This is a genomic window from Streptomyces sp. NBC_01463 (assembly GCA_036227345.1).
GTDB lineage: Bacteria > Actinomycetota > Actinomycetes > Streptomycetales > Streptomycetaceae > Streptomyces.
Genome location: CP109468.1, coordinates 1,053,123 through 1,074,177, shown reverse-complemented (window position 1 = coordinate 1,074,177; position 21,055 = coordinate 1,053,123). Strand labels below are relative to the sequence as shown.

Here is a 21,055-nt window from a genome sequence, read left to right as displayed (position 1 = left end):
CTCAGGCGAAGAGCTTGGCGACGTACGCGGTGAGGTTGGCCGTCGTGCGGGCGATCTGCTCCTCCACGGTCAGCGACTCCTTGAAGCGGGCGCCCGAGGCCACGGCCTTCTTCCCCCGCACATAGAGCGAGCAGGCCAGGTCGGTGCACATGTACAGGCCGACCGAATTGCCGTCCCGCCCCGCCGGGCCCGTCTTGCGGGCGGTCATCAGCGACACCCCGCTGCCCGGGTGCGTGGTCAGACAGAGCGAGCACATGCTCCGGTGCAGGAAGCCGCGCTGCTGGGAGGGGAAGCGCAGCGTGATGCCGGTCAGCCTGCCCTCGTGCTCGGTGACGATGTAGCTCCGTCCCGGGGCGGAGAGGTCACGCCAGCCCAGGAAGTCGAGATCGTCCCACGGCAGCTCGTCGAAGTCGCGGGGCAGCGGCAGGCGCTTGGCTTCTCCCTTGGAGCAATTCACGAACGATGTGCGGATGTCCTGCTCGGTCACGGCCTTCATGTCTACGAAGCTAACGCCGCCTATGACCCCTAGGCAAATGATTAATGGGTGTAGGTCTACGCCTGCGTGCCCTCGGTCACGATGTCCAGCCGGTGCACGGGCGGATGCGCGATGCCGAGGTCCGGGCGCCAGGCCGCGAGGATCTGTGCGGAGGGGTCGAAGAGCGCCTTCGGCAGGTCCTCGGGCCGGGTCCACCGCCAGGTGCTGATGAGGTGGGGCTCGGTCACCTGTGCGGCGCCGTCCCCGGCTGTCACCAGCGCGGCCATCGTGACCCGGTTGATCCCGTGGACCGCGTCGTGGAGCATCGCGAAGACGCGCACCTCGTGCTCCTCGGCCTCCAGGCCCGTCTCCTCGCGGAGTTCCCGCACCGCCGCCGCCGCGATCGACTCGTGCGTCGGATCGACCTTGCCGCCGGGCAGCTCCCAGGTGCCGCTGTGATGCCGGCCGAGCAGGACGCGGCCCTGCCCGTCGAGCACGAGCACGCCGACACCCAGCGCCGCCTGGGCCAGGGGCGGGCGGGAGTTGCGGGCGGGGATCCGCGAAGTCGCGTCGCTGTCCATGGTGTTCCTCACGAGGCCGGTGACGGGTACGTGCCACCGAGCCTACGGGCGGGCGGGCCGGCCCCGGCGGTGGTCAGACGGCCAGCCGCAGCGAGGTGGCCGAGATGCCGAGCCGCACGGTCTGCCCCCAGGTCAGCTCCAGCGCGTCCGCCTCCATGCCGTCGCCGAAGACCACCACCCGGTCGGACTCGACGGTCAGCCGCAGACCCTGTTCGCGGCCGAGCTCGCCCGAGACGAGCGAGGTGCCCGTGGCCGGGGACGGCCAGGCCTCCCGGACGAACCAGAGCAGCCGCGGATCGGTCGGTCCCGGCAGGGTGAGCGGGCTGCGGCGCTCCTGCCACAGGGAGCGCAGCCACCCGGTGGCACCGGTGCCCGTGCCGACCAGCACACCGGAGGAGGCCTGCGGTTCGGCGGGGGAGTCCACCCCGTCCGGGCCGAGCCGGTAGCGAGCCGTCTGGTGCCCGGACGGGCCCAGGTAGATCTCGTTGAGGGCCAGCAGCCGCTGGGTGTCGTCGGCCACCGCCTCCACCATGGTGAGTTCGTCCGCCCGGCCGCCCGGGGTGACCGCCGCCCGCAGCAGCGCGGGTGCGTCGGCCGGGCGGTGGCGGACCAGGACGCCCGGATTGCGGCCGGGATCGGTGTCGATGCCCACCACCGGCTGGCCGGAGAGGTACTTGGCGGCGTTGGCGACCAGCCCGTCCTGGCCGACGACGACCACCACGTCCTCCGGCGCGAACAGGAAGCGGTCCAGATCAGCCCGCTCCACCCGGGACCGGCGCCACTGGAGCGGCACCGCCGCCGCCACGTCGGCCAGCGCCTGCCGGGTCCTTTCGTGCCGCCGGGCCACCTCGTCGATGGACCGGCCCCGGCTGGAGAGGATGAACGCCGCCTGGCCGTGCGTCCCGTGCCGGGCCAGCAGCTCCTCGTACTCGGTCGTGCGGTGGACCAGCACCGCCCGCGGCGCCAGGCTCACGCCCGGGTCTCCGGGGCGGGCCTGCCCAGCTTGGTCAGCAGGCCGGTCAGGACGTCGGGGGAGAGGGTCAGGCTGTCGATGCGCGGCAGGTTCTCGGCGAGCCGGGTGGCGGCCAGCGCGTGCAGCGTCGCGGCCTCGACCTCGCCGTGCACCCGCAGCCAGGCCGCCTGGGACTCGGCACGGGCCGCGCCGACCTCACGCGCCGCTTCGGCCTCGGCGCGGGCCAGGCGCACCTTGCGCGCCGCCTCCGCCTCCGCGCGTACACCGTCGGCCGCCGCGTTCTCCTCGGCCTCGCGGCGGGTGTTGGTGCCGCGCTGCTCGACCAGCTGCTCCTCGCGCCGGGCCAGTTCGATCTGGCTGGCCAGCTCGTTCTCGGCGATCGTCCGCTCCCGCTCGACGGCCACCGCCCGGCGTTCGTAGGTGGCCCGGTCGGCCTCCTGCTGGATCTGCTCGCGGGCCGGGGTGCGCAGGGCCCGTTCCACCTCGGCCTCCGGGCGGATGGCGACGACGCGCACCGCCACCACGTCGATGCCGGTCGCGGGCAGCCGGGGCTCACCGGCCAGTCCGGCGGCCACCCGCTCGCGCACCGCGGCGACACCGTCCACCAGCGCACCGGCCAGCGGGGTGCGGGCCAGCACGTCGAGGGTGTGCTGCTGCGCCGTCTCGGTGAGCAGCGTCGCGATCTGCTCCAGCGGCGCGCCGCGCCAGGCGCCGGTGTCGGGGTCGACGGAGAAGTCGAGGCGCGCCGCGGCCTCGGCCGGATCGCTGATCCGGTACGTCACGGTGGCCTGCACGGTGACGTCCTGGAAGTCGGCCGTGCGCGCGTGGAACGCCATGGCCAGTTCGCGGTCGTTGACCGGTACCTCGGAGAGCGCGGCGCTGAGCGACCGGTACCAGAAGCTGAGCCCCGCGCCGTCGTGGGCGAGCAGGCCGCGCTTGTGGTGGCGGATGTGGGCCGTGGGCGCGGAGCGCAGATGACGCCAGCCGAAGCGGCGGGTGATGTCGGCCATGATGGGACCCCCTCGTTCTCGTCATGGAGACGATAAGCGGGACGGCCGCATATCGTCAAGGGGACGAGAAGAGGTGTCTGCGGCGGTGCGGCCTCGCCGCCCCGCCGGCGGCGAGGCGGTCCGGCGGTTCGGCGGTTCGGCGGTTCGGCGGTCCGGCGGGAAACACGGCCGGCCGGCGACTTCCGCAGAAGTCACCGGCCGGCCGGTGGTGCGCCGCCCCCGTCCCCACGGTGCGGCGCGGGCGGACCGTCGTCATCCGCTGGGACGACGGCCCACGTCTGTCAGGACCCGGGCGCGTGGGCGTCCAGGCCGAGTGCGGGAAAGACCGCGCCCTCCACGAAGCGAATGAGAAAGGTCTCATTCGCGTAGGCGCACTCCAGCAGCGGGCGGGCGCGCATCACGCCCAGCAACTGCGTGGAGACGAACTCCGTGGCCGGGTTGTCCGCGGCCACCTCGCCGCGCTCCACGCCGCGCGCCACCATGGCGTCGATGGCCGCCAGTTCCGGCAGGATCAGCGACTCGCGCAGCGCGCACAGCAGCTCCGGGCTCTGAAGGGCGGCATGGCTCAGGGCCAGCATCAGGGGCGTGTCACGCCCCGAGCCCAGGCCTATGGCCCGGGCCGCCTCGCGCAGGTCCCCGGCCAGGGTGCCCGTGTCGATCCGGGCCAGCAGGCCGCGCCTGGTGCCGTGCAGTGCCGCGACGACCAGTTCGGGCTTCGAGCCCCACTGGCGGTAGAGCGTGGACTTGCCGCAGCGGGACCGGTGGGCGACGCCCTCCATGGTGAGCGACTCGTAGCCGCCCTCCCGCAGCATGTCGAGCACGGCCGTGTAGAGCTCCTGGGCCCGCTCCGGCGTGATCTTCGAGCGGCGCGACGCGGTGGCCTGCTCCGGCTCCGGTTCGAGCGACGGCATGCGCTTTCCCTCTCTGCGACTCTGCGACGAGGTCCATCGATACGCCAGTGTACCGATACGCGAGTGTTCCGATACGCCTCCGTATCGGTACACTGGCGTATCGATACGGCACGGACCCGTTCCCTGCCGCCGAAACACCGCATCGTCAGCAAAGGGGCACCGGGTGATGTTCGCCGGTAGCAAGCCCGCCGATCGGGAGCCGGACACTTCTGCCCGACCGCCCCTCGTCCGCGAGCTTCTTCTCGTCGTAGGACTCTTCGTGATCTACAAGTTCGGCCGCCAGGCGGCCAACGGTCACGTCGACGAGGCGTACCACAACGCCGGGCGCGTGTGGGATCTCGAACGCGCCGTGCACCTGCCGGGCGAAGGCGCCGTGCAGGGCCTGCTGCTCCACGACGAGACCCTGATCCACGTGGCGAACACGTACTACGCCACCGTGCACTTCCCGGCCACCCTGCTCTTCCTCGGCTGGCTGTACTGGCGCCGCCCGCGCCACTACGTCTGGTCGCGCCGCATCCTCGCCGTGCTCACCGGCGCCGCACTGGCCCTGCACCTGCTCTTCCCGCTCGCCCCGCCGCGGCTGCTCGCCGCCACCGGACTGGTCGACACCGGCCAGGTCTACGGACCGACGGTGTACGGGTCGACGCCCGCCACCGATTCGATGGCGAACCAGTTCGCGGCCATGCCCTCGCTGCACTTCGGCTGGGCGGTCATGGTCGGCGTCGGCCTGGTCGTCGCCACCCGCTCGCGGTGGCGCTGGCTGTGGCTGCTGCACCCGGCGGTCACCCTGCTCGTCATAGTCGGCACCGCCAACCACTACTGGCTCGACTCGATCGTGGTGGCCGCCCTGCTCTCCGTCGCGTTCGCCGCGCTGCGGCTGCCGCGCGCGGAGCCGGTCAGGGCGCATCTGCCGTGGCCGTCCACGGCCGGTGTGCCGGCCCACGCCGTAGCCGCCCCACGCGCTGCGTCCCGTTCCTACGCATCGTCCGGGACCGGGCGATGAACGCCACTCTGGTCGCAGTCGCGCTGTCCCTCGTCTCCGCCGCCGCCTACGCGTCGGCCGCGGTGGCGCAGGCACGCCTCGCCGGACGCACCGCACCGGGCACCGGGGCACTCCGGCTGCTCGCCAGCGGCGCGTGGTGGTCGTCCGTCGGGCTCAACGCGGGCGGCGCGCTGCTGCACGTCGCCGCGCTGAAGTACGGCCCGCTGACCCTCGTCCAGCCGCTCGGCGCGCTCACGCTGGTCGCCGCCGTGCCGCTGGGCGCACGGGCCGCAGGCCGGAAGGTCTCCACGACCGAGTGGCGCGGCACGCTCCTGACCCTGCTGGGTCTGGGCGCCCTGCTGATGACCGCGGGCGGCTCCGCCCCGCACGAGACGCTGAGCCTGGCCGAGGCACTGGCCGTCGGCGCCGGGACCATGGCCGTGGTCGCAGGTCTCAGCCGCCCGGGCGCACGCCCCGGACTGCGGCACGCGGCGGCCTCCGGCATCACATCGGGCGTCGCCTCCGCACTCACCCAGACACTGACCGTCGCCGTCACCGACCACACCACGGGTCCGCTGTTCAGCTGGCGTCTGGTCACCGTCGCGGTGCTCGTGTCGGCCTTCGCGATGGGCGGGCTGCTGCTCTCCCAGACCGCCTACCGGGGCGGCCTCGGCGCACCGCTCGCCGTCGTCACCCTGGCCAACCCGGTCGCCGCGGCGGCCATCGGCCTGGCCCTGCTGGGGGAGCGGCTCCAGGGCGGCACGATCAGCCTGCTCCCGGCCCTGCTGGGCTCGGCGGCGGCCGTACGCGGAGTGATCCTGCTCAGCCGCGCCCAGGCGCAGACCACGCCCGCCGCCGCGGCCGCTGCCGGACCCGCCCCGGTCACCCCGTCGAGGGTGGTCATCAAGAGCCCGCGCGCCGCGTTCCGCCCGGACCACGGACACCTGCGCCGGATCAGGGCCGGGCGCCCGTAACGACTGCCCCCGGCACGGCGGTTCCGCGGCGGCGGGTGCGGAGGGCCGCCGCCCGGACCGTGCCGACGGCGGATCGTCCTCACCCGGCGTGCGACGCCACGGTCTCCGGGTCCTCGTCCAGCGCGCGGGTCAGCCAGCCGATCCAGAAGTTCTCCAGATCGATGCCACCGCGCAGCACCAGATGCCGCAGCCGGTCCTCCGCCGTCTCGCGCCCGGGCGGGAAGTCCCGCTCCTCGATCTCCAGGTACTCCGCGAGCTGACTCCGGTGCAGCCCCAGATGGCGCCGCAGCTCCGCGTCCAGCCCGGGCGCCCCGACGACCGCCGCCGCCCGCATCCGCAACAGCAGCGGATCGCGGACCTGCCTGGGGTCCTCCGGGCGGGCCACCCACGCGGACAGCGCCTCGCGGCCGGCGGGGAGCACCTCGTACTCCTTCTTCTGTCCCCGGGCCGGCTGCGCGGGCTCCAGGGCCCTGATCTGTCCGGCCTGCTCCAGCTTGCCCAGCTCGCGGTAGATCTGCTGATGCGTGGCCGACCAGAAGTAGCCGATCGAGCGGTCGAACCTGCGGGTCAGCTCCAGCCCCGACGAAGGCTTCTCGAGCAGGGCGGTGAGGATCGCGTGCGGGAGTGACATGGGGAGCATCCTAGGAAACGGCGGGCGGACCGGACGGTCCGCCCGCCGGGCCGTGGTCAGAGCGAGGCGGCGAGTTCCGTGCCCTGGCGGATCGCCCGCTTGGCGTCCAGTTCGGCCGCGACGTCGGCGCCGCCGATCAGGTGCGCCGGACGGCCCGCGGCGAGCAGTTCCTCGTACAGGTCCCGGCGGGGCTCCTGGCCGGCGCAGAGCACGATCGTGTCGACCGGCAGCAGCTGCTGCTCGCCGTCGACCGTGACGTGCAGTCCCTCGTCGTCGATCCGGTCGTAGCCGACTCCGGAGACCATCGTGACGCCGCGGTGGCGGAGTTCGGTGCGGTGGATCCAGCCCGTCGTCTTGCCGAGGCCCGCGCCGACCTTGCTCGCCTTGCGCTGGAGCAGGTGGACGGTGCGCGACGCCTTCGGGCGCTCGGCGGTGCCCAGTCCGCCCCGCTCGCGGTACTCGGTGTCGACGCCCCACTGCCGGAAGAACGCCTCGGGGTCCAGACTCGCCGCGTCCCCGCCGTCGGTCAGGAACTCGGCCACGTCGAAGCCGATCCCGCCCGCCCCGACGAGGGCCACCCGGTCTCCCACCGGCGCCCCGTGCCGCAGCACGTCCAGGTAGCTGACGACGCTGGGGTGGTCGACGCCCGGGATCGCCGGCGTGCGCGGGGTGACCCCGGTCGCCAGGACGACCTCGTCGAAGCCGTCGAGCCCGTCGGCGCCGACCGCCGTGCCGAGCCGCAGCTCGACCTTCTCCTCCGCCAGCCGGGTGCGGAAGTAGCGCAGCGTCTCGTTGAACTCCTCCTTGCCCGGCACCCGGCGCGCCACGTTGAGCTGGCCGCCGATCTCGTCCGCCGCGTCGAAGAGCGTGACCGCGTGCCCGCGCTCGGCGGCCGTCACGGCGCAGGCGAGCCCGGCCGGACCGGCCCCGACGACCGCGACCCTCTTACGGGTGCGCGTCGGCGACAGGACGAGTTCCGTCTCGTGGCAGGCCCGGGGGTTGACCAGGCAGGAGGTGACCTTGCCGCTGAAGATGTGGTCCAGGCAGGCCTGGTTGCAGCCGATGCAGGTGTTGATCGCGTCCGCGCGGCCCTCGCGCGCCTTCGCGACGAAGTCCGGGTCGGCGAGGAACGGCCGGGCCATCGAGACCATGTCCGCGCGGCCCGCCGCCAGGATGTCCTCGGCGACCTCGGGGGTGTTGATGCGGTTGCTCGTCACCAGCGGTACGGAGACGGCGCCGCGCACCTTCTCGGTGACCCAGGTGAAGGCGCCGCGCGGCACCGACGTCGCGATGGTGGGGATACGGGCCTCGTGCCAGCCGATGCCCGTGTTGATGATCGTCGCCCCGGCCGCCTCGATCTCCCGGGCGAGCCGCACGACCTCGTCCAGCGTGGACCCGCCGGGCACCAGGTCCAGCATCGAGAGGCGGTAGATCAGGATGAAGTCGGTGCCGACCCGCTCACGGACCCGGCGCACGATCTCGACGGGGAAGCGGATGCGGTTCTCGTACGAGCCGCCCCAGCGGTCCTCGCGACGGTTGGTCGCGGAGGCGATGAACTCGTTGATCAGGTAGCCCTCGGAGCCCATGATCTCGACGCCGTCGTAGCCCGCGCTCCGCGCGAGCGCGGCCGCCGTGACGAAGTCCTCGATCGTCGCCTCGATCTCGTCGTCGGTCAGGGCGTGCGGGACGAATCCGCTGATCGGCGCCTGGATCGCGCTCGGCGCCACCAGGCCGGGGTGGTGCGCGTACCGGCCGAAGTGCAGGATCTGCATCGCGATCCGGCCGCCCGCCTCGTGCACCGCCGAGGTCACCCGGGCGTGCTGCGCGGCCTCCGCCTCGGTGGTCATCTTGGCGCCGCCGGGGAAGGTGCAGCCGGCGTCGTTCGGCGCGATGCCGCCGGTGACCATGAGGCCGACGCCGCCGCGGGCCCGGGCGGCGTAGAACGCGGCCATCCGCTCGAAGCCGTTCTCGACCTCTTCCAGGCCGATGTGCATCGACCCCATCAGGACCCGGTTCGGGAGGGTGGTGAACCCGAGGTCGAGCGGGCTCAGCAGATGCGGGTACGGGCTCATGCGGCGGCTCCTCGCGCAGTGTCGTTACGCCAGTTCTAGACCACCGAAACGCCATTGTGCAACAAGTTGCACAATGGCGTTCGTCGCACTGTGTCACGGGTCACGCGCCGTCCGGACATCCCCCGAACGGCGTAACAACGCGACCCGCCCGGGCCCGGAGGCGCGGAGAGTGGAGCCGTACCGCACCCGGGGCCCCTTTCCGTCCGGCCGGGCCCCCGAACCCTCCCGGAGACCCCCATGGGCAGCGTCAACCGTCGCGACCTCGGTCTGCTTCTCCTGCGCGCCGGCACCGGCGCGGTGCTCGCCGCGCACGGCAGCCAGAAACTCCTCGGCTGGTTCGGCGGGGGAGGCATCGAGGGCACCACGGCCGGGATGGAGGCCATGGGCTTCCATCCGCCCAGGCACAGCGCCGTCGCGGCCGGTCTGGGTGAGGCGGGCGGCGGCGTCCTGCTGGCGCTGGGCCTGGCCACCCCGGCGGCCGGAGCGGCCGCGGCGGGCGCCATGGCGGGAGCCGTCGCCGTCCACGCCCCCGCGGGATTCTTCGCACAGGGCGGTGGCTACGAGTACCCGGCCTTCCTCGGATTCACCGCTGCCGCGATCGGGCTGACCGGACCCGGCCGCTACTCCGTCGACCACGCCACCCGGCACGCGTTCGACCAGCCCTGGATGGTCGCCCTGGCCTTCGTGGGCAGTGCCGCGGCGGCGGCCGCCGTCGTCGGCAAGCGCGCCAAGGGGCAGAGCGCGCAGCCGGAAGAGGAGTGACCCGGAGAAGGACTGAGCCGGAGGATGACTGAGCCGGGCCCCGGCTCAGTCATCCTCCGGCGTCCGGTTCAGCGCGGCGAGCGCAGCCGGTGGGTCCGTGCCGCCGCGACCAGTGCGGGGAGCGTGTCGAACTTGACCCGCGGGCGCCCGTGTTCGGCGCCCCGGGACCGCTCGGCGCGGTCGATGGCGGCGAGGCCACGGGCGTCGACGACCTGACGGACCCGGCGGCGCGCGAGCCGCCCGAACGCCTTCGCCGGGTACGCGGGGGAGGGCAGCGCACCCGCGACGGCGTCCGCCAGCAGGGTGCCGACCGTCTCGGCGGCGCAGGTGCGGTTGGCCCCGATGCCGCCCGACGGGCCGCGCTTGATCCAGCCGACGACATAGGTGCCGGGCATGCCCGTCACCCGGCCGCCCTCGTGCGGCACGGTGCCGGCCGTCTCGTCGAACGGCAGCCCGGGAACGGGCCGGCCCCGGTAGCCGATCGCCCGCAGGAACAGCCCCGCGGGGATCTCCTCCTCTCCCGCCGCGCCCGTCACCCGCACCGCCTCGACGCCGTCCCGGCCGAGCACCTCCACCGGCGAGGAGTGGAAACGGAACACGATGCGCCGCCCCGCCGGAGGCGGCTGCGACCAGTCGGCCGTCACCCGCGGCAGCCCGCGCAGCAGCGCGGCCGCGCTGCCCGGTGCCGCGCCGTCGATCGCCGCACCGGTCCGCGGGTCCTGGTCGTCGACCATCAGCTCCACGCCCGGCAGATGGGTGAGGGCGAGCAGTTCGGATGCGGTGCAGGCCGTGTCCTCGGGGCCGCGCCGCCCGAGCAGGACGACCTCGCGCACCCCGGACTCCCGCAGGGCCGCGAGCGCGTGGCCGGCGATGTCGGTACCCGCGAGCGCGGCGGGGTCCGTGACGAGGATGCGGGCCACGTCCAGCGCGACGTTGCCGTTGCCGGTGACGACCACCCGCTCCGCGGACAGGCCGACGGCCTCCGGCGGGACTTCCGGATGGGCGTTGTACCAGGACACGAACGAGGTGGCCGGGATGCTGCCGGGCAGATCCTCGCCCGGGATGCCGAGCCGGCGGTCGGCGGACGCGCCGACCGCGTAGATCACCGCGTCGTGATGGGCGGCGAGTTCCTCGGCGGTGACGTCCTTGCCCACCTCGACGCCGAGGTGCATCCGCACCCGGGGGTGGGCGTGGAACCGCGCGAAGACCTCGCCCGCCCCCTTCGTCGCGGGATGGTCGGGCGCCACGCCGTACCGGACGAGGCCGCCCGCCACCGGCAGCCGGTCGACCAGCGTCACCTCCGCGTTGGTGTGCAGCAGCAGGTCCTCGGCCGCGTACATCCCGGCGGGGCCGGTGCCGACCACCGCGACCCGGATCGGTGCGAAGTCGTGCGGCAGGCTGCGCGGGTACGAGGGTGCGCCCCAGGCGTGGAAGACCGGTCCGGCCACCGGCTCCGGTGCGCGGTCCGCGTAGTACGCCGCGTTGATGCCGGCGTACTCCTTCTGCGCCGCGGACAGGCTGTCCACCGGGACGACCGCGTCGACCGGGCAGGCGTCCGCGCAGGCCCCGCAGTCGATGCAGGTCGCCGGGTCGACGTAGAGCATCTCCGTACTGCCGAAGGCCTGTTCCTCCGGCGTCGGGTGGATGCAGTTGACGGGGCACACGGCGACACAGGTGGCGTCGCTGCAGCAGGTCTGGGTGATGGCGTAGGTCATCGCGTCAGCTCGGGCTCTCGGCTCGGATCAGATCAGGTTGGCGCGCTTGTAGAAGAACAGGGCCGGACGGGTCAGGAGCCGGGCCGAGGCCAGGAACTCCATCAGGCCCGAACAGCTGGCCCGCATCAGGGACTTGTGGTGCTCGTTGGTCCGGGCCTCGGCGCGTGCGCGGTCGCTGTCGAGCCCCGCGTTCGCGTAGACGTCCCGGTTCACCATGCTGGTGACGATGTAGTACGAGGCGATGGCGACCACCAGCGAGTTGATCTGCCGGCGCAGCGGGCCGGCGGTGCGCAGGTGCTTGCGGGTCTCGTCGCGGGCGAACTTCATGTGCCGCGACTCCTCCACCACATGGATGTTGTTGATCGTCCGGACGAAGGGCGCGACCCGCTCGTCCCGCATCCAGTCCCGCTGCATCACGTCGAGCACCTCCTCCGCGACGAGGATCGCCGCGTAGGCGGCCTCGCCGAAGGCGAGTGTCTTGAAGGCGCGGCCCAGCTCGATCACCATCCGGTGCGGCCGGTAGGCCGGGGCACCCAGTTTCGCGGCGCCGCGGGCGAACATGATGGAGTGCCGGCACTCGTCGGCGACCTCGGTGAGCGCCCACTGGAACCGCGGGTCGGTCGGGTCCTTGGCGTACATGTCGCGCAGGATCATCTGCTGGAGGATCATCTCGAACCAGATGCCGGTGCTGGCGACGGACGCGGCTTCCTGGCGCGTCAGCGCCATCCGCTGATCCTCCGTCAACTCCTGCCAGTACGCGGTGTTGTAGAGCGTGCTCCACTCCGGGCTGGCGCCGTGGTGGCCGGTGTCCAGCGGAGTGTCCCAGTCCACCTCGGTGGCCGGGTCGTACGACAGCTTCGCGGCCGAGTCGAGCAGGCGCCGGGCGACTTCCTGCTCGGCCGGCCGGTCCTGATTCTTCGGCGGAACGGTGCTGCTTGCCATGCTGCTGCTCCTTGAATCGAGACAGTTCGCCCCGACGGCCGCCCGGTCACTTCGCTCGCACCGGGCCTGCCCGGTGAGATCGACGGCCGCCGGGCGCCGCCCTCGCTTGTTAGACGCCACGTCTAGCAAGCTGTTAGACGGAAGGTATAGCAAGAGGGGTGCGCAGGCCTACCCCCGCGTAGGAAATACGCACGATCTCTCCACCGCGAGCCCGGCCTCGTCCGCACGAAGAGCCCTTGTCCGGGTGTTCCCGCCGGGAGACATGGGTAGTGCAGCGCCCGTGATCCGGAGTCCGCGACCGCGCGTACGCCCTCCTTCATGCCGCGCCACGCCAGGGTGTTCGTCCCGGCGGCGGGAAGCGTGTTCGTTCGGGTCACCGCGGCGGTTCCGGTGGCGGTGAGCTGAGGCGGGCGCCCTGGGTCCCCGGGGCGGCGGCCGCCCCGGGCGGGGTCCGGATATCGTTGCACCGGGGGCGACTTGGCCCTGACGGGGGGCGGGGGACAGTGCATCACATCTGGCGTACGGCCGACGGGAGCGCGCGGGTTCGTCCACGCCGGGCGCACGCGGTGGGCGGATGACCGGCGGCGGTCCGGGGCGCGTGCTGCTGCCCCCGGGACTGCGTGCGGGGCTCGGTGCCGTCTCCGTCCTCGCCGCGGTGACGGTCGTCGTGCTCGGCTGCCTGTACGCGGGCGACAGCGGACCAGGACCGGCGGACGCGCGGATCCTGGCCGTCGTCGACGGTGTGCGACCGCCGTGGCGCCATGTCGCCGACGCCATCGACCTCCTGGGCGAGCCGGTGGGAGCGGTGCTCCTGCTCGCCGCCGTCATGACCGGCCTCCTGCTGTCGCACCGCCCTCGTGCGGCGGTGCTCGTCGCGGCCGGTCCCGGCCTCGCCGTGGTGACGACGAGGCTACTCAAGCCCCTGGTGGGACGCACCATCCACGGCGGCAACCTGGCCTACCCGAGCGGCCACACCTCCTTCCTCACCGCGCTTGCCCTCGTGTCGGCACTGATCGTGGTCGGCCGGCCCGGTGCGGGCAGGACGGCCGGCACCCTGATCGTGCTCGGCGCGGGGCTCGCGGCCGGCGCCGCCATGGGCTGGGCGGAGGTCGCCCTGGGCTCGCACTACCCGACCGACGCCCTCGGCGGCTGCGGCACCGCACTGGCCGTCGTGCCGGCGGCCGCGTGGCTGACCGACCGCACGGCCGACTCCCTCCGGAAGAAGTCCCGCTGACGTCACGTCACGTCAGGGCGTCACCTCAGGCCAAGCGACGGAACACGGGTTTCACCGGTCGCCCGTCCAGCCACGGAACGGGGTCGTCGGCGTCGAGCGCCTTGCGGTACACCGCGCAGGCCTGGGCCACCACATCGACGGTTCGCTCGATGTCGGCGTCGGTGAGCGCGCTGCTCACCACGAACGACGGCGCCAGCACCCCGCCTTCGATGAGCTGGCGCAGAAACAGGGTGCGGTACTCCTGCGACGGCTGACCGTTCGCGTCGAGCGTGGCGAAGACCAGGTTGCTGGCCCGGCCCCGGACGACGACGTGGTCCCCCACGCCCATGGTGGCCGCGGCGTCACGGACACCCGCGGCCAACCGCTCACCGAGGCTGTGCAGCCGCGCGGTGATGCCCTCCTCGGTGTAGGTGGTGAGCACGGCCGTCGCGGCCGCCAGGGAGTGCGTCTCGGCACCGTGTGTCGTGGACAGCAGGAAGACCCGCTCGCCGGAGTGGCGCAGCCCGCCCAGCTCCATCAGCGCACGCCGCCCGGCCAGGGCGGAGACGGCGAATCCGTTGCCCAGCGCCTTGCCGAAGGTGGAGAGGTCGGGGACGACGCCGTACAGGCCCTGGGCGCCCGCCTCGGACCAGCGCAGGCCGGTGATCATCTCGTCGAAGACCAGTACGCAGCCGTGCCGGTCGGCCAGTTCGCGCAGGCCCGCGAGATAGCCGGGCGGGGGATCGGCGTGGGTGGCGGGTTCCAGGATCAGGCAGGCGACCTCGTTCCCGTACCGGGTGAGCAGCTCCTCGGTGGCGGCCAGGTCCCCGTAGGGGAACGCCACGGTGAGCTCGTTGGTCGCCGCCGGAACACCGGCGGACATCGGCGTCGTGCCGATGAACCAGTCGTCGACGGAGAAGAACGGATGGTCGGCGCAGACGGCCACCCGCGGCCGCCCGGTGGCGGCGCGGGCGAGGCGTACGGCGGCGGTGGTGGCGTCGGAGCCGTTCTTCGCGAACTTCACCATCTCCGCGGTCGGGACCGTGGCCAGGAAGCGTTCCGCGGCCTCGGCCTCCACGATGGACGGCCGGACGAAGTTGCTGCCGCGGTCGATTTCCCGCCGTACCGCCTCGATGACGCGGGGGTGGGCGTGGCCCAGGCTGACGGAGCGCAGGCCCGAGCCGTACTCCACATAGCGGTTGCCGTCGACGTCCCACACATGGGCGCCGCGGCCGTGGCTGATGACCGGCGCCAGGTTCTCGGGGTACTGGTCGTCCCCCTTGGCATACGTGTGCGCGCCCCCGGGGATCATGGCGTGCAGCCGCTCGTTCGCGATCCGCGACCGGCGGAACCGGAACTCCTCGGTGGTCACGCGGAGTTCACCTCCCCTAGGTGCTTCAGTACTTCGGTGAGGCCCGGTGCCTCCCGGTCGCGCCGGGATGTCGAGCCGGCCGGCAGCGGCCAGTCGACGGCGAGCTCCGGATCGTCGAAGGCGATCGTCACGTCCTGGGCCGGATCGTGCGGGCGGTCGATCCGGTACGAGACGTCGGCGGTCCCGGTCAGCGCCTGGAAGCCGTGCGCGCACCCCGCCGGAACGTACAGGGTCGTCTGCGCCGCGTCGGACAGCTCGAAGTAGCCCCGGCCCAGGTACGTCGGCGAGTCCGCCCGCAGGTCCACGACCACGTCGAAGATCCGCCCGTACGAACACCGCACCAGCTTCGCCTCGCCCGCACCGGAACGCAGGTGCAGTCCGCGCACCACGCCCCGCACCGAGCGGGACAGGCTGTCCTGGACGAAGGCGTGCGGGTCCAGTCCCACCGAGCGGACCACGTCGGCGTCGAAGGTGCGGCAGAAGAAGCCGCGCTCGTCGGTGTGCGGCGTCGGCTCGAACAGATAGGCGCCGGCGATCTCCGGTACCGGAGTCGCCTTCATTCCGGGTGCGGTCATGAGGTCTCCTGGAGGGAGTGGGCGCGGCCGTCGGCCGGGAACAGGGCCGTCGTCAGGGTGGTGAACTGCTGGTCGAGGAGCCGGGTCATGGCGAGGTTCCGCTCGGCGAGGATCCGCCGCAGCTCGGGGGAGCGCCGCTCCAGCTCCCGGAACTGCGTGAGCAGCCGTTCGGCGTCGACCTCCCGGGCCGGGTGGCAGTACGGGGCGAGCCCCATGCGGGACATGAGCGTGTCGCTCTTCGCCGCATAGCTGAGCGCGAGCGTCGGCGTGCCGGCCTTCAGGGCGCAGACCAGGTTGTGGAACCGGGTCGCCACCACGGCGTCGGCGGCCGCCGTCTCCCGCATCACGTCGGCGGGCGAGGCCGCCGCGGCGACGGTGACCAGCGGCGAGTCCACCGCGGCCAGGATGGCCGCGACCACCGGTTCGTCGCACGCGTCACCGATGAGCAGCCGGACGGGCCTGCCGTCCTCGGCCAGTGCGCGGACGAAGCGGGTCGTGCCGTCGAGGTAGCGCCGGTGGATCTCCCCGGCCCTGGCGCGGTCCTCGTTGCTGCCGTGGAAGGCCATGACACCGACACAGACCGTGCCGGGAGGACCGGCGGGCGCGGCGCCGGCCGGTGGCGCGGGCAGGGCGAACACGAGGTCCGGGTGGACCTCGTCGCGAGCCGTGTCCACACCCATCGCCCGCATCGCGTCGCGTGAGGGCGCGTCCCGGAAGGACCGGTAGGCGGCCAGCCGCGCCGACCAGCGCATCAGCGTCCGGGTCGGCCGGTCGCCGATCGCCGAGGCACCGACACCGACGAGCCCGACCGGGGTGCCGAACAGCCGCCCGCTCGCGCAGAGAAGGAACAGCGCGTACGGGAACCCCCACGGCCGCAGCGGCAGCGTGGTCTCCAGGACGCCCATGCCCGGCACGATCACCACGTCGTGCCGGCGCACCCAGGCGGCGGTGCGGAAGACGTCGACGAACTTGCCCAGACCCTTCGCCGCGATCCTGCCCGCACGCGAGGCGGTCCGGTACTCCCCGCGGTACCAGTGCAGCCGCGTCGCGGGGATGCCGTACCGGCCGGTGACGGCCTCGGCGCCTCCGCACAGCGCGTCCACGACCGCCTCCGGGTGCTGGGCGCGGAGAAATCCGAGCACAGCCTCCAGCGAGGCGTCGTTGCCGAGGTTGCCGGAGCCGAGGAGGCCGAACACCCCGACGCGTAAGGGAACTTCCGACGAGTGCGTCATGCCTGCCTTCCCTCGCGGCCGGCGACCAGGGCGTCGACGGAGACCGTGAGCCGGTCCGGTGCGACCGGGGCGCGGTCCTCGACGCGCTCGCCGGCGCCGGGCCGGGCCCGGCTGGTCATCCACGCGGCCAGGTGGCGGTAGCACGCGCGCCGGTCGGCGGGGGACAGCGGCGCCCGCCGGATCGCCGCGACGAAGCCCCAGACGTACTCGGCGAGCAGCCGGGGCGTCGGGTGCAGCGGCCCGGACCGGCGCGGGTCCAGGTTGACGCACCGGGCGCGCTTGCCCGGGTTCGCCCGCTCGGCGCGAGTGGCGTGGTCGCGGCGGAAGTACAGCAGCTCCGGCACCTGGTGGAAGGCCCCGTGCAGGGTGATCTCGGCGACGAACGTGCGGTCCGCGTGGTGGTAGCTGTCGAGCGGCTTCACCCGGCGGAGCACGTCGGCCCGCAGCACCCCGTAGAAGTCGTCGCCACCGGGCTCGAACAGCAGGCTCCGGAAGCGCTCCGGGGCGTGCGGCGAATCGGTGGCGAGCCCGTAGTCGTACGGGACCTTCACCCGGGCGTCACCGTCGATGACCGCCTGCCCGGAGTGCGCGAGGATCACGTCCGGGCGCTCGTCCAGCGCCTCGACGCAGCGCCGCAGCAGGTCCCGGGCGTAGAGGTCGTCGTGCGAGGCCCACTTGAACAACTCGCCGCGGGACTCGGCGAACACATGGTTGTGGTTCGGGGTCGCGCCGACGTTCCGGGGCAGCCGGAGGTACCGGATGCGCGAGTCCTGTGCGGCGTACCGGCGGCAGATGGCCTCGGTCCCGTCGGTCGACGCGTTGTCGGAGACGATCAGCTCGAAGTCCTCGTAGGTCTGGCCGAGCAGGGCGTCGAACGATTCGGCGAGATACTCCTCGCCGTTGTACACCGGCAGACCGATGCTCAGCCGGGGAAGAGCAGTCATGACGTCCTCACTTCGCGGATCGAATGCGGATCGGATGCGGATCGGAAAGCGGTTCGGCGCGCGGGCGGTCAGCCACCCCCTCGGTGGCGCTCGCGGAGAGCGGACCGCAGTTGCAGCCACCACACGGCCGAGCCGCAGACGGTCGCCGCGGCGACACCCCAGGCCGAGCCGACCGTGCCGTCCGCCAACGCCCCGCCGAGCCCGCCCGTGACATAGCAGGCGGAGGCGAACAGCTGGCAGCGCAGGCTGCGCCGGGCCGCGGCCAGCGCGCGCAGCCCGGCGGCGGCCCCGGTGCCGAGGCCGGCGGCCGCGACACCGAGCGTGACCGGCACGATGAGCGCCGACGAAGCGCTCCAGACGTCACCGAGAACGAGCTCGCCGAGCCGGTCCGGCACCAGTAGCAGCGCCGCGCCCCAGAGCAGTGCGGCGACGGCCTGCCCGGCGCCCAGCGAGAGACAGAACGGGCCCAGGCGGTGCGGGGCCTGCCGCAGCACCCGCGCCGACTCCGCGACGGTGACCAGCGACAGCCCCATCAGCAGGGCGAGGAACGGTCCGAGCAGGAGCTCGGCGCCCCGGATCACGCCCACCGCGCTGACCCCGACGATCACGCCGAGACCGTACGCCCGCAACTGGCTCGCGCCGCTGACCCCGACGTTCTCGACGAGATACCGGTAGCCGAGGTCGCGGTGGTCGCGAAGCCACGCGCGCGCTCCGGTCAGCCGGGGCAGGATGCCCGACTGGAAGCAGCCGTATCCCGCGGCCACCGCGGCGGACGCGCCCCAGGCCAGCACGAACGCGGTCACGCTGCCCACCCGGGCCGCCACCACCAGGGCCGGGACGAGCGCCACACCCCACACGACGTCGTTCACGAACGCCTTGCGGCCGTCACCGGCGGCGAAGAACGAGTACCGCCAGGCGTCCTGCAGCAGCAGTCCCGGCAGCATCAGGCCGAGGCCCGCGAACGCGCGCCCCACCGAGCCGCCCACCACCGGGCCGACCACCAGGCACACCGTGCCCAGGACGGCGCCGACGCCCAGCGCGGTCCCCGACGACCGGGCCACCGCCACCCGCCAGGCCGCTTCCGGCACGCCGCTGAAGCGCACCACGAGCGGATCGGTCGCCAGACCGCGGGAGACGCTGAGCACCACGCCGTACGTCACCCACGCCAGGCTGAACACGCCGAACGCGGCCGGACCCAGCGAGCGTGCCACGTAGATGCCCACCGCGAAGTTGGACAGGCTGGAGGCCGCCTGGTCGGCCAGCCCCCAGGAGAGCCTGCCGACGACGGCCCGCCGGGCGGGTCCGGCCGGGGCCGCCGGTGCCGTCGCGCTCTCCCCCTCGGTGGACACCGGCCTCACGCCTTGATCAGCCCGGCGCCCCGCAGGGCTCCGGCCGCCGCGGCGACGGTGTCGAACGGCAGCCCCGACCGCTCGGCGACATCCAGCAGACTGTGCTCGCCGTCGGACAGGTTGAGCACCCAGAGCATGGCCATCTGGGCCTGCTTCGCGTCGCTGCGCCCGCCGAGAGCTCCGTACAACCCGCGCCTGCCCAGCTGTGGTTCGCCGTAGGGACTGAGATTGACGTAGCTCCGGTTGCGGTCCAGTACGGCGAACGCCTCGCGGCAGACGTCGAGCGTGTCCGCCATCGCCGCCGGGGAGACGAAGTCCGGATTGTCCGCCGAGGTGTGGTACTCGGGGTATCCGGCGTACGGGGTCCGGGTGAGCGAGCCCACCCCCAGATTGAACCCGGGCGAGCAGAACTGCCGCTCGTCGTAGCCGTACGGAGTGAACTCGGTGATCCGGTGCGGGCGTTCGGAGGTGCCCAGCACGTACTGGAGCACCCGGTCGATCTCCGCGTCACCGCGCCTGCTCCGCTTGTACGTCAGTTGGCCCCGGTCGCCGGCGCAGGCCAGCACCAGTCCGTGTCTGACCTTTCCGGCGGTTCCGGGCTCCGACCGGGCGGCGGACGCCTCCGTCACCCGTTCCGTGTTGCGGGCCAGCCAGGTGATCGCCCCGATGGTGCCGGGCGCGAAGAGGAATCGGTAGGTGAAGTAGGGCGTCTCCTGCGCCAGCGCCCGGGCCAGGAACACCGCCACCGCGATGCCGGCCAGGTTGTCGTTGGCCAGCGACGGGTGGCAGACATGGCAGGAGATGATCACCTCGTCGGCGACCTGCCCCGGGACCACGTGCTCGGCGTAGGTGAGGTGTCCGTCGGCCAGGGTGGAGTCGACGTGCACCTCGTACTCGCCGTCCGGCATCGCGTCCAGGGTCTCCTGCGCCAGGCAGAAGCCCCAGTCCGGCTCGTAGTAACTGGTGCGGTACGGCACCCAGGACGGGTGGTCCGGCAGAGTGTGCAGGTGCGGGCGGAGCTCGGCCAGCGGCATGGTCCTCGACACCGGCACGCTGTAGCCGAGCACGTGCAGGCTGGACGCGGCGAAGTCGACGACCCGCTCGCCCGCGGCGTCGGCGATGTACGCGTCCCGGATGTTCCACTCCTGCGGCACCGTCCAGTCGAGCACCTGCGTCCCCGTCGGCACCTCGTGCACCCGCAGCGGAACGTACTCGTCGATGATCTCCAGAGTGGCGCGCACACCGTCGCCGGTGATGCTCCGGCACAGCGGGTACAGCCGCTCCACCAGCGCGTGCATCTGCTCGCCGGCCGCGGTCACCCGTGCCACCGCAGGGTGGCGTCGACTGCACCGGCGTCGGTCGCGGCGCGCAGCACGGCCAGCCGCGTGAAGCGCCGCTCGAAGTCCTCCCGGGTCAGCCCGTGTTTCCGGTAGGCGTCCGCGAGTTCCAGCGCGCCCCGTTTCACCGTCCACTCGCATTCGAAGCCCGGTACCGCGGCCCGGAACCGGGAGAAGTCCACCCGGTACGACCGCGGATCGGCACCGTTCTCCCCGGTGATCACCACCTTCGATCCGGGCACCGCCTCGGCGACCTGGCCGGCGATCTCGGCCACCGTGACGTTGTTGAACTCGCTGCCGATGTTGAACGCCCGGTCGTGCACGGATTCGCGCGGCGCGTCCAGCGCGGCCGTGAAGGCCCGGGCGATGTCGGCGGCGTGCACCAGCGGGCGCCACGGGGTGCCGTCGGAGAGCACCAGCACCTCGCCGGAGAGCAGCGCGTGGCCCACCAGGTTGTTCAGCACGATGTCGGCGCGCAGCCGGGGCGAGTACCCGAACGCGGTGGCGTTGCGCATGTACACCGGGCTGAAGTCGCCGTCGGACAGCGCGTGCAGGTCGTCCTCGACCCGCACCTTGGACTCCGCGTAGGGCGTGACCGGGCGCAGCGGGGCTTCCTCCGCCACCAGGTCCTCACCGCCGGCGGCGCCGTAGACCGAACACGTCGACGCGTACAGGAAGCGCCGCACCCCGGCATCGCGGGCCAGCCGGGCCAGCCGCACGGACGCGTGGTGGTTGATGTCGTACGTGAGTTCCGGCGCCAGCGAACCCAGCGGGTCGTTGGAGAGCGCGGCCAGGTGGATCACCGCATCCACCCCGGCCACGTGCTCGGCCGTGACGTCCCGCAGATCCACCCGCTGCCCCGGCGGGTCCGCGGGCGGCGGCCCCAGCACGCAGTCGGCGAACAGGCCGGCGTCGAGACCGACGACCTCGTGCCCGGCGGCCTCGAGTACGGGAGCCATCACGGTGCCGAGATAGCCCTGGTGCCCGGTCAGTAGTACGCGCAAG

The 21,055-nt window shown here is 73.1% G+C and carries 20 protein-coding genes; 4 read left to right on the top strand and 16 right to left on the bottom strand.

What is annotated here, in order from left to right:
* Position 1: 1 nt before the first annotated feature.
* From OG521_04670 to OG521_04650, 5 genes are all read right to left on the bottom strand, one after another.
* Positions 2-496 (bottom strand): FBP domain-containing protein, encoded by a 495-nt coding sequence (locus OG521_04670; protein WUW20118.1) that lies wholly within the window; start codon positions 494-496, stop codon positions 2-4.
* A 56-nt stretch (positions 497-552) separates the two neighbouring features.
* The gene (locus OG521_04665) at positions 553-1,056 is read right to left on the bottom strand and encodes an NUDIX domain-containing protein (protein ID WUW20117.1); all 504 of its coding nucleotides are present in this window, start codon (positions 1,054-1,056) and stop codon (positions 553-555) included.
* 73 nt (positions 1,057-1,129) lie between these two features.
* Positions 1,130-2,029, bottom strand: coding sequence for a hypothetical protein (locus OG521_04660; GenBank protein ID WUW20116.1), 900 nt, complete (start codon positions 2,027-2,029; stop codon positions 1,130-1,132).
* Positions 2,026-3,039 (bottom strand): SPFH domain-containing protein, encoded by a 1,014-nt coding sequence (locus tag OG521_04655; protein WUW20115.1) that lies wholly within the window; start codon positions 3,037-3,039, stop codon positions 2,026-2,028. The genes OG521_04660 and OG521_04655 overlap by 4 nt, the downstream gene beginning before the upstream one ends.
* A gap of 281 nt (positions 3,040-3,320) precedes the next feature.
* A complete protein-coding gene (locus tag OG521_04650) occupies positions 3,321-3,950 on the bottom strand; it encodes a TetR/AcrR family transcriptional regulator C-terminal ligand-binding domain-containing protein (GenBank protein ID WUW20114.1) in 630 nt (209 codons plus the stop codon).
* 163 nt (positions 3,951-4,113) lie between these two features.
* On the opposite strand from OG521_04650, the gene OG521_04645 reads away from it, so the two are divergent.
* Entirely contained in the window at positions 4,114-4,953 is an 840-nt protein-coding gene (locus OG521_04645) for a phosphatase PAP2 family protein (protein WUW20113.1), read from the top strand.
* The gene (locus OG521_04640) at positions 4,950-5,906 is read left to right on the top strand and encodes a hypothetical protein (GenBank protein ID WUW20112.1); all 957 of its coding nucleotides are present in this window, start codon (positions 4,950-4,952) and stop codon (positions 5,904-5,906) included. Before OG521_04645 ends, OG521_04640 begins: the two co-directional genes overlap by 4 nt.
* Positions 5,907-5,985: 79 nt before the next feature.
* Here the strand turns inward: OG521_04640 and OG521_04635 are convergent, their stop codons facing one another.
* Together OG521_04635 and OG521_04630 are read right to left on the bottom strand one after the other, a co-directional pair.
* Positions 5,986-6,537 (bottom strand): PadR family transcriptional regulator, encoded by a 552-nt coding sequence (locus tag OG521_04635; GenBank protein ID WUW20111.1) that lies wholly within the window; start codon positions 6,535-6,537, stop codon positions 5,986-5,988.
* Between the two features lie 56 nt (positions 6,538-6,593).
* Positions 6,594-8,609 carry an NADPH-dependent 2,4-dienoyl-CoA reductase gene (locus tag OG521_04630; GenBank protein ID WUW20110.1) on the bottom strand — a complete coding sequence of 672 codons (2,016 nt, stop codon included), beginning with the start codon at positions 8,607-8,609 and terminating at the stop codon, positions 6,594-6,596.
* A gap of 237 nt (positions 8,610-8,846) precedes the next feature.
* Here OG521_04630 and OG521_04625 point away from each other — a divergent pair, with 237 nt between their 5' ends.
* Entirely contained in the window at positions 8,847-9,371 is a 525-nt protein-coding gene (locus OG521_04625; protein ID WUW20109.1) for a DoxX family membrane protein, read from the top strand.
* A gap of 68 nt (positions 9,372-9,439) precedes the next feature.
* Here the strand turns inward: OG521_04625 and OG521_04620 are convergent, their stop codons facing one another.
* On the bottom strand, positions 9,440-11,086 hold the full coding sequence (locus OG521_04620; protein ID WUW20108.1) for an FAD-dependent oxidoreductase: 1,647 nt from the start codon (positions 11,084-11,086) through the stop codon (positions 9,440-9,442).
* 27 nt (positions 11,087-11,113) lie between these two features.
* Positions 11,114-12,028, bottom strand: coding sequence for a diiron oxygenase (locus OG521_04615; protein WUW20107.1), 915 nt, complete (start codon positions 12,026-12,028; stop codon positions 11,114-11,116).
* Positions 12,029-12,602: 574 nt separating this feature from the next.
* On the opposite strand from OG521_04615, the gene OG521_04610 reads away from it, so the two are divergent.
* Positions 12,603-13,262, top strand: a complete 660-nt coding sequence (locus tag OG521_04610) for a phosphatase PAP2 family protein (protein WUW20106.1) — start codon at positions 12,603-12,605, stop codon at positions 13,260-13,262.
* Between the two features lie 25 nt (positions 13,263-13,287).
* On the opposite strand, the gene OG521_04605 is transcribed toward OG521_04610, so the two are convergent.
* From OG521_04605 to OG521_04575, 7 genes are all read right to left on the bottom strand, one after another.
* Positions 13,288-14,613 carry a glutamate-1-semialdehyde 2,1-aminomutase gene (locus OG521_04605; protein WUW20105.1) on the bottom strand — a complete coding sequence of 442 codons (1,326 nt, stop codon included), beginning with the start codon at positions 14,611-14,613 and terminating at the stop codon, positions 13,288-13,290.
* Positions 14,610-15,173, bottom strand: a complete 564-nt coding sequence (locus OG521_04600; protein ID WUW26571.1) for a dTDP-4-dehydrorhamnose 3,5-epimerase — start codon at positions 15,171-15,173, stop codon at positions 14,610-14,612. Before OG521_04600 ends, OG521_04605 begins: the two co-directional genes overlap by 4 nt.
* An 11-nt stretch (positions 15,174-15,184) precedes the next feature.
* A complete protein-coding gene (locus OG521_04595; protein WUW20104.1) occupies positions 15,185-16,420 on the bottom strand; it encodes a polysaccharide pyruvyl transferase family protein in 1,236 nt (411 codons plus the stop codon).
* Positions 16,417-17,364 carry a glycosyltransferase family 2 protein gene (locus tag OG521_04590; protein ID WUW20103.1) on the bottom strand — a complete coding sequence of 316 codons (948 nt, stop codon included), beginning with the start codon at positions 17,362-17,364 and terminating at the stop codon, positions 16,417-16,419. Before OG521_04590 ends, OG521_04595 begins: the two co-directional genes overlap by 4 nt.
* A 68-nt stretch (positions 17,365-17,432) precedes the next feature.
* Entirely contained in the window at positions 17,433-18,713 is a 1,281-nt protein-coding gene (locus tag OG521_04585; GenBank protein ID WUW20102.1) for a hypothetical protein, read from the bottom strand.
* 5 nt (positions 18,714-18,718) lie between these two features.
* Complete coding sequence (locus OG521_04580) at positions 18,719-20,041, bottom strand: DUF4910 domain-containing protein (GenBank protein WUW20101.1); 1,323 nt, start codon at positions 20,039-20,041, stop codon at positions 18,719-18,721.
* Complete coding sequence (locus tag OG521_04575) at positions 20,029-21,054, bottom strand: SDR family oxidoreductase (GenBank protein WUW20100.1); 1,026 nt, start codon at positions 21,052-21,054, stop codon at positions 20,029-20,031. The genes OG521_04580 and OG521_04575 overlap by 13 nt, the downstream gene beginning before the upstream one ends.
* Position 21,055: the final 1 nt, after the last annotated feature.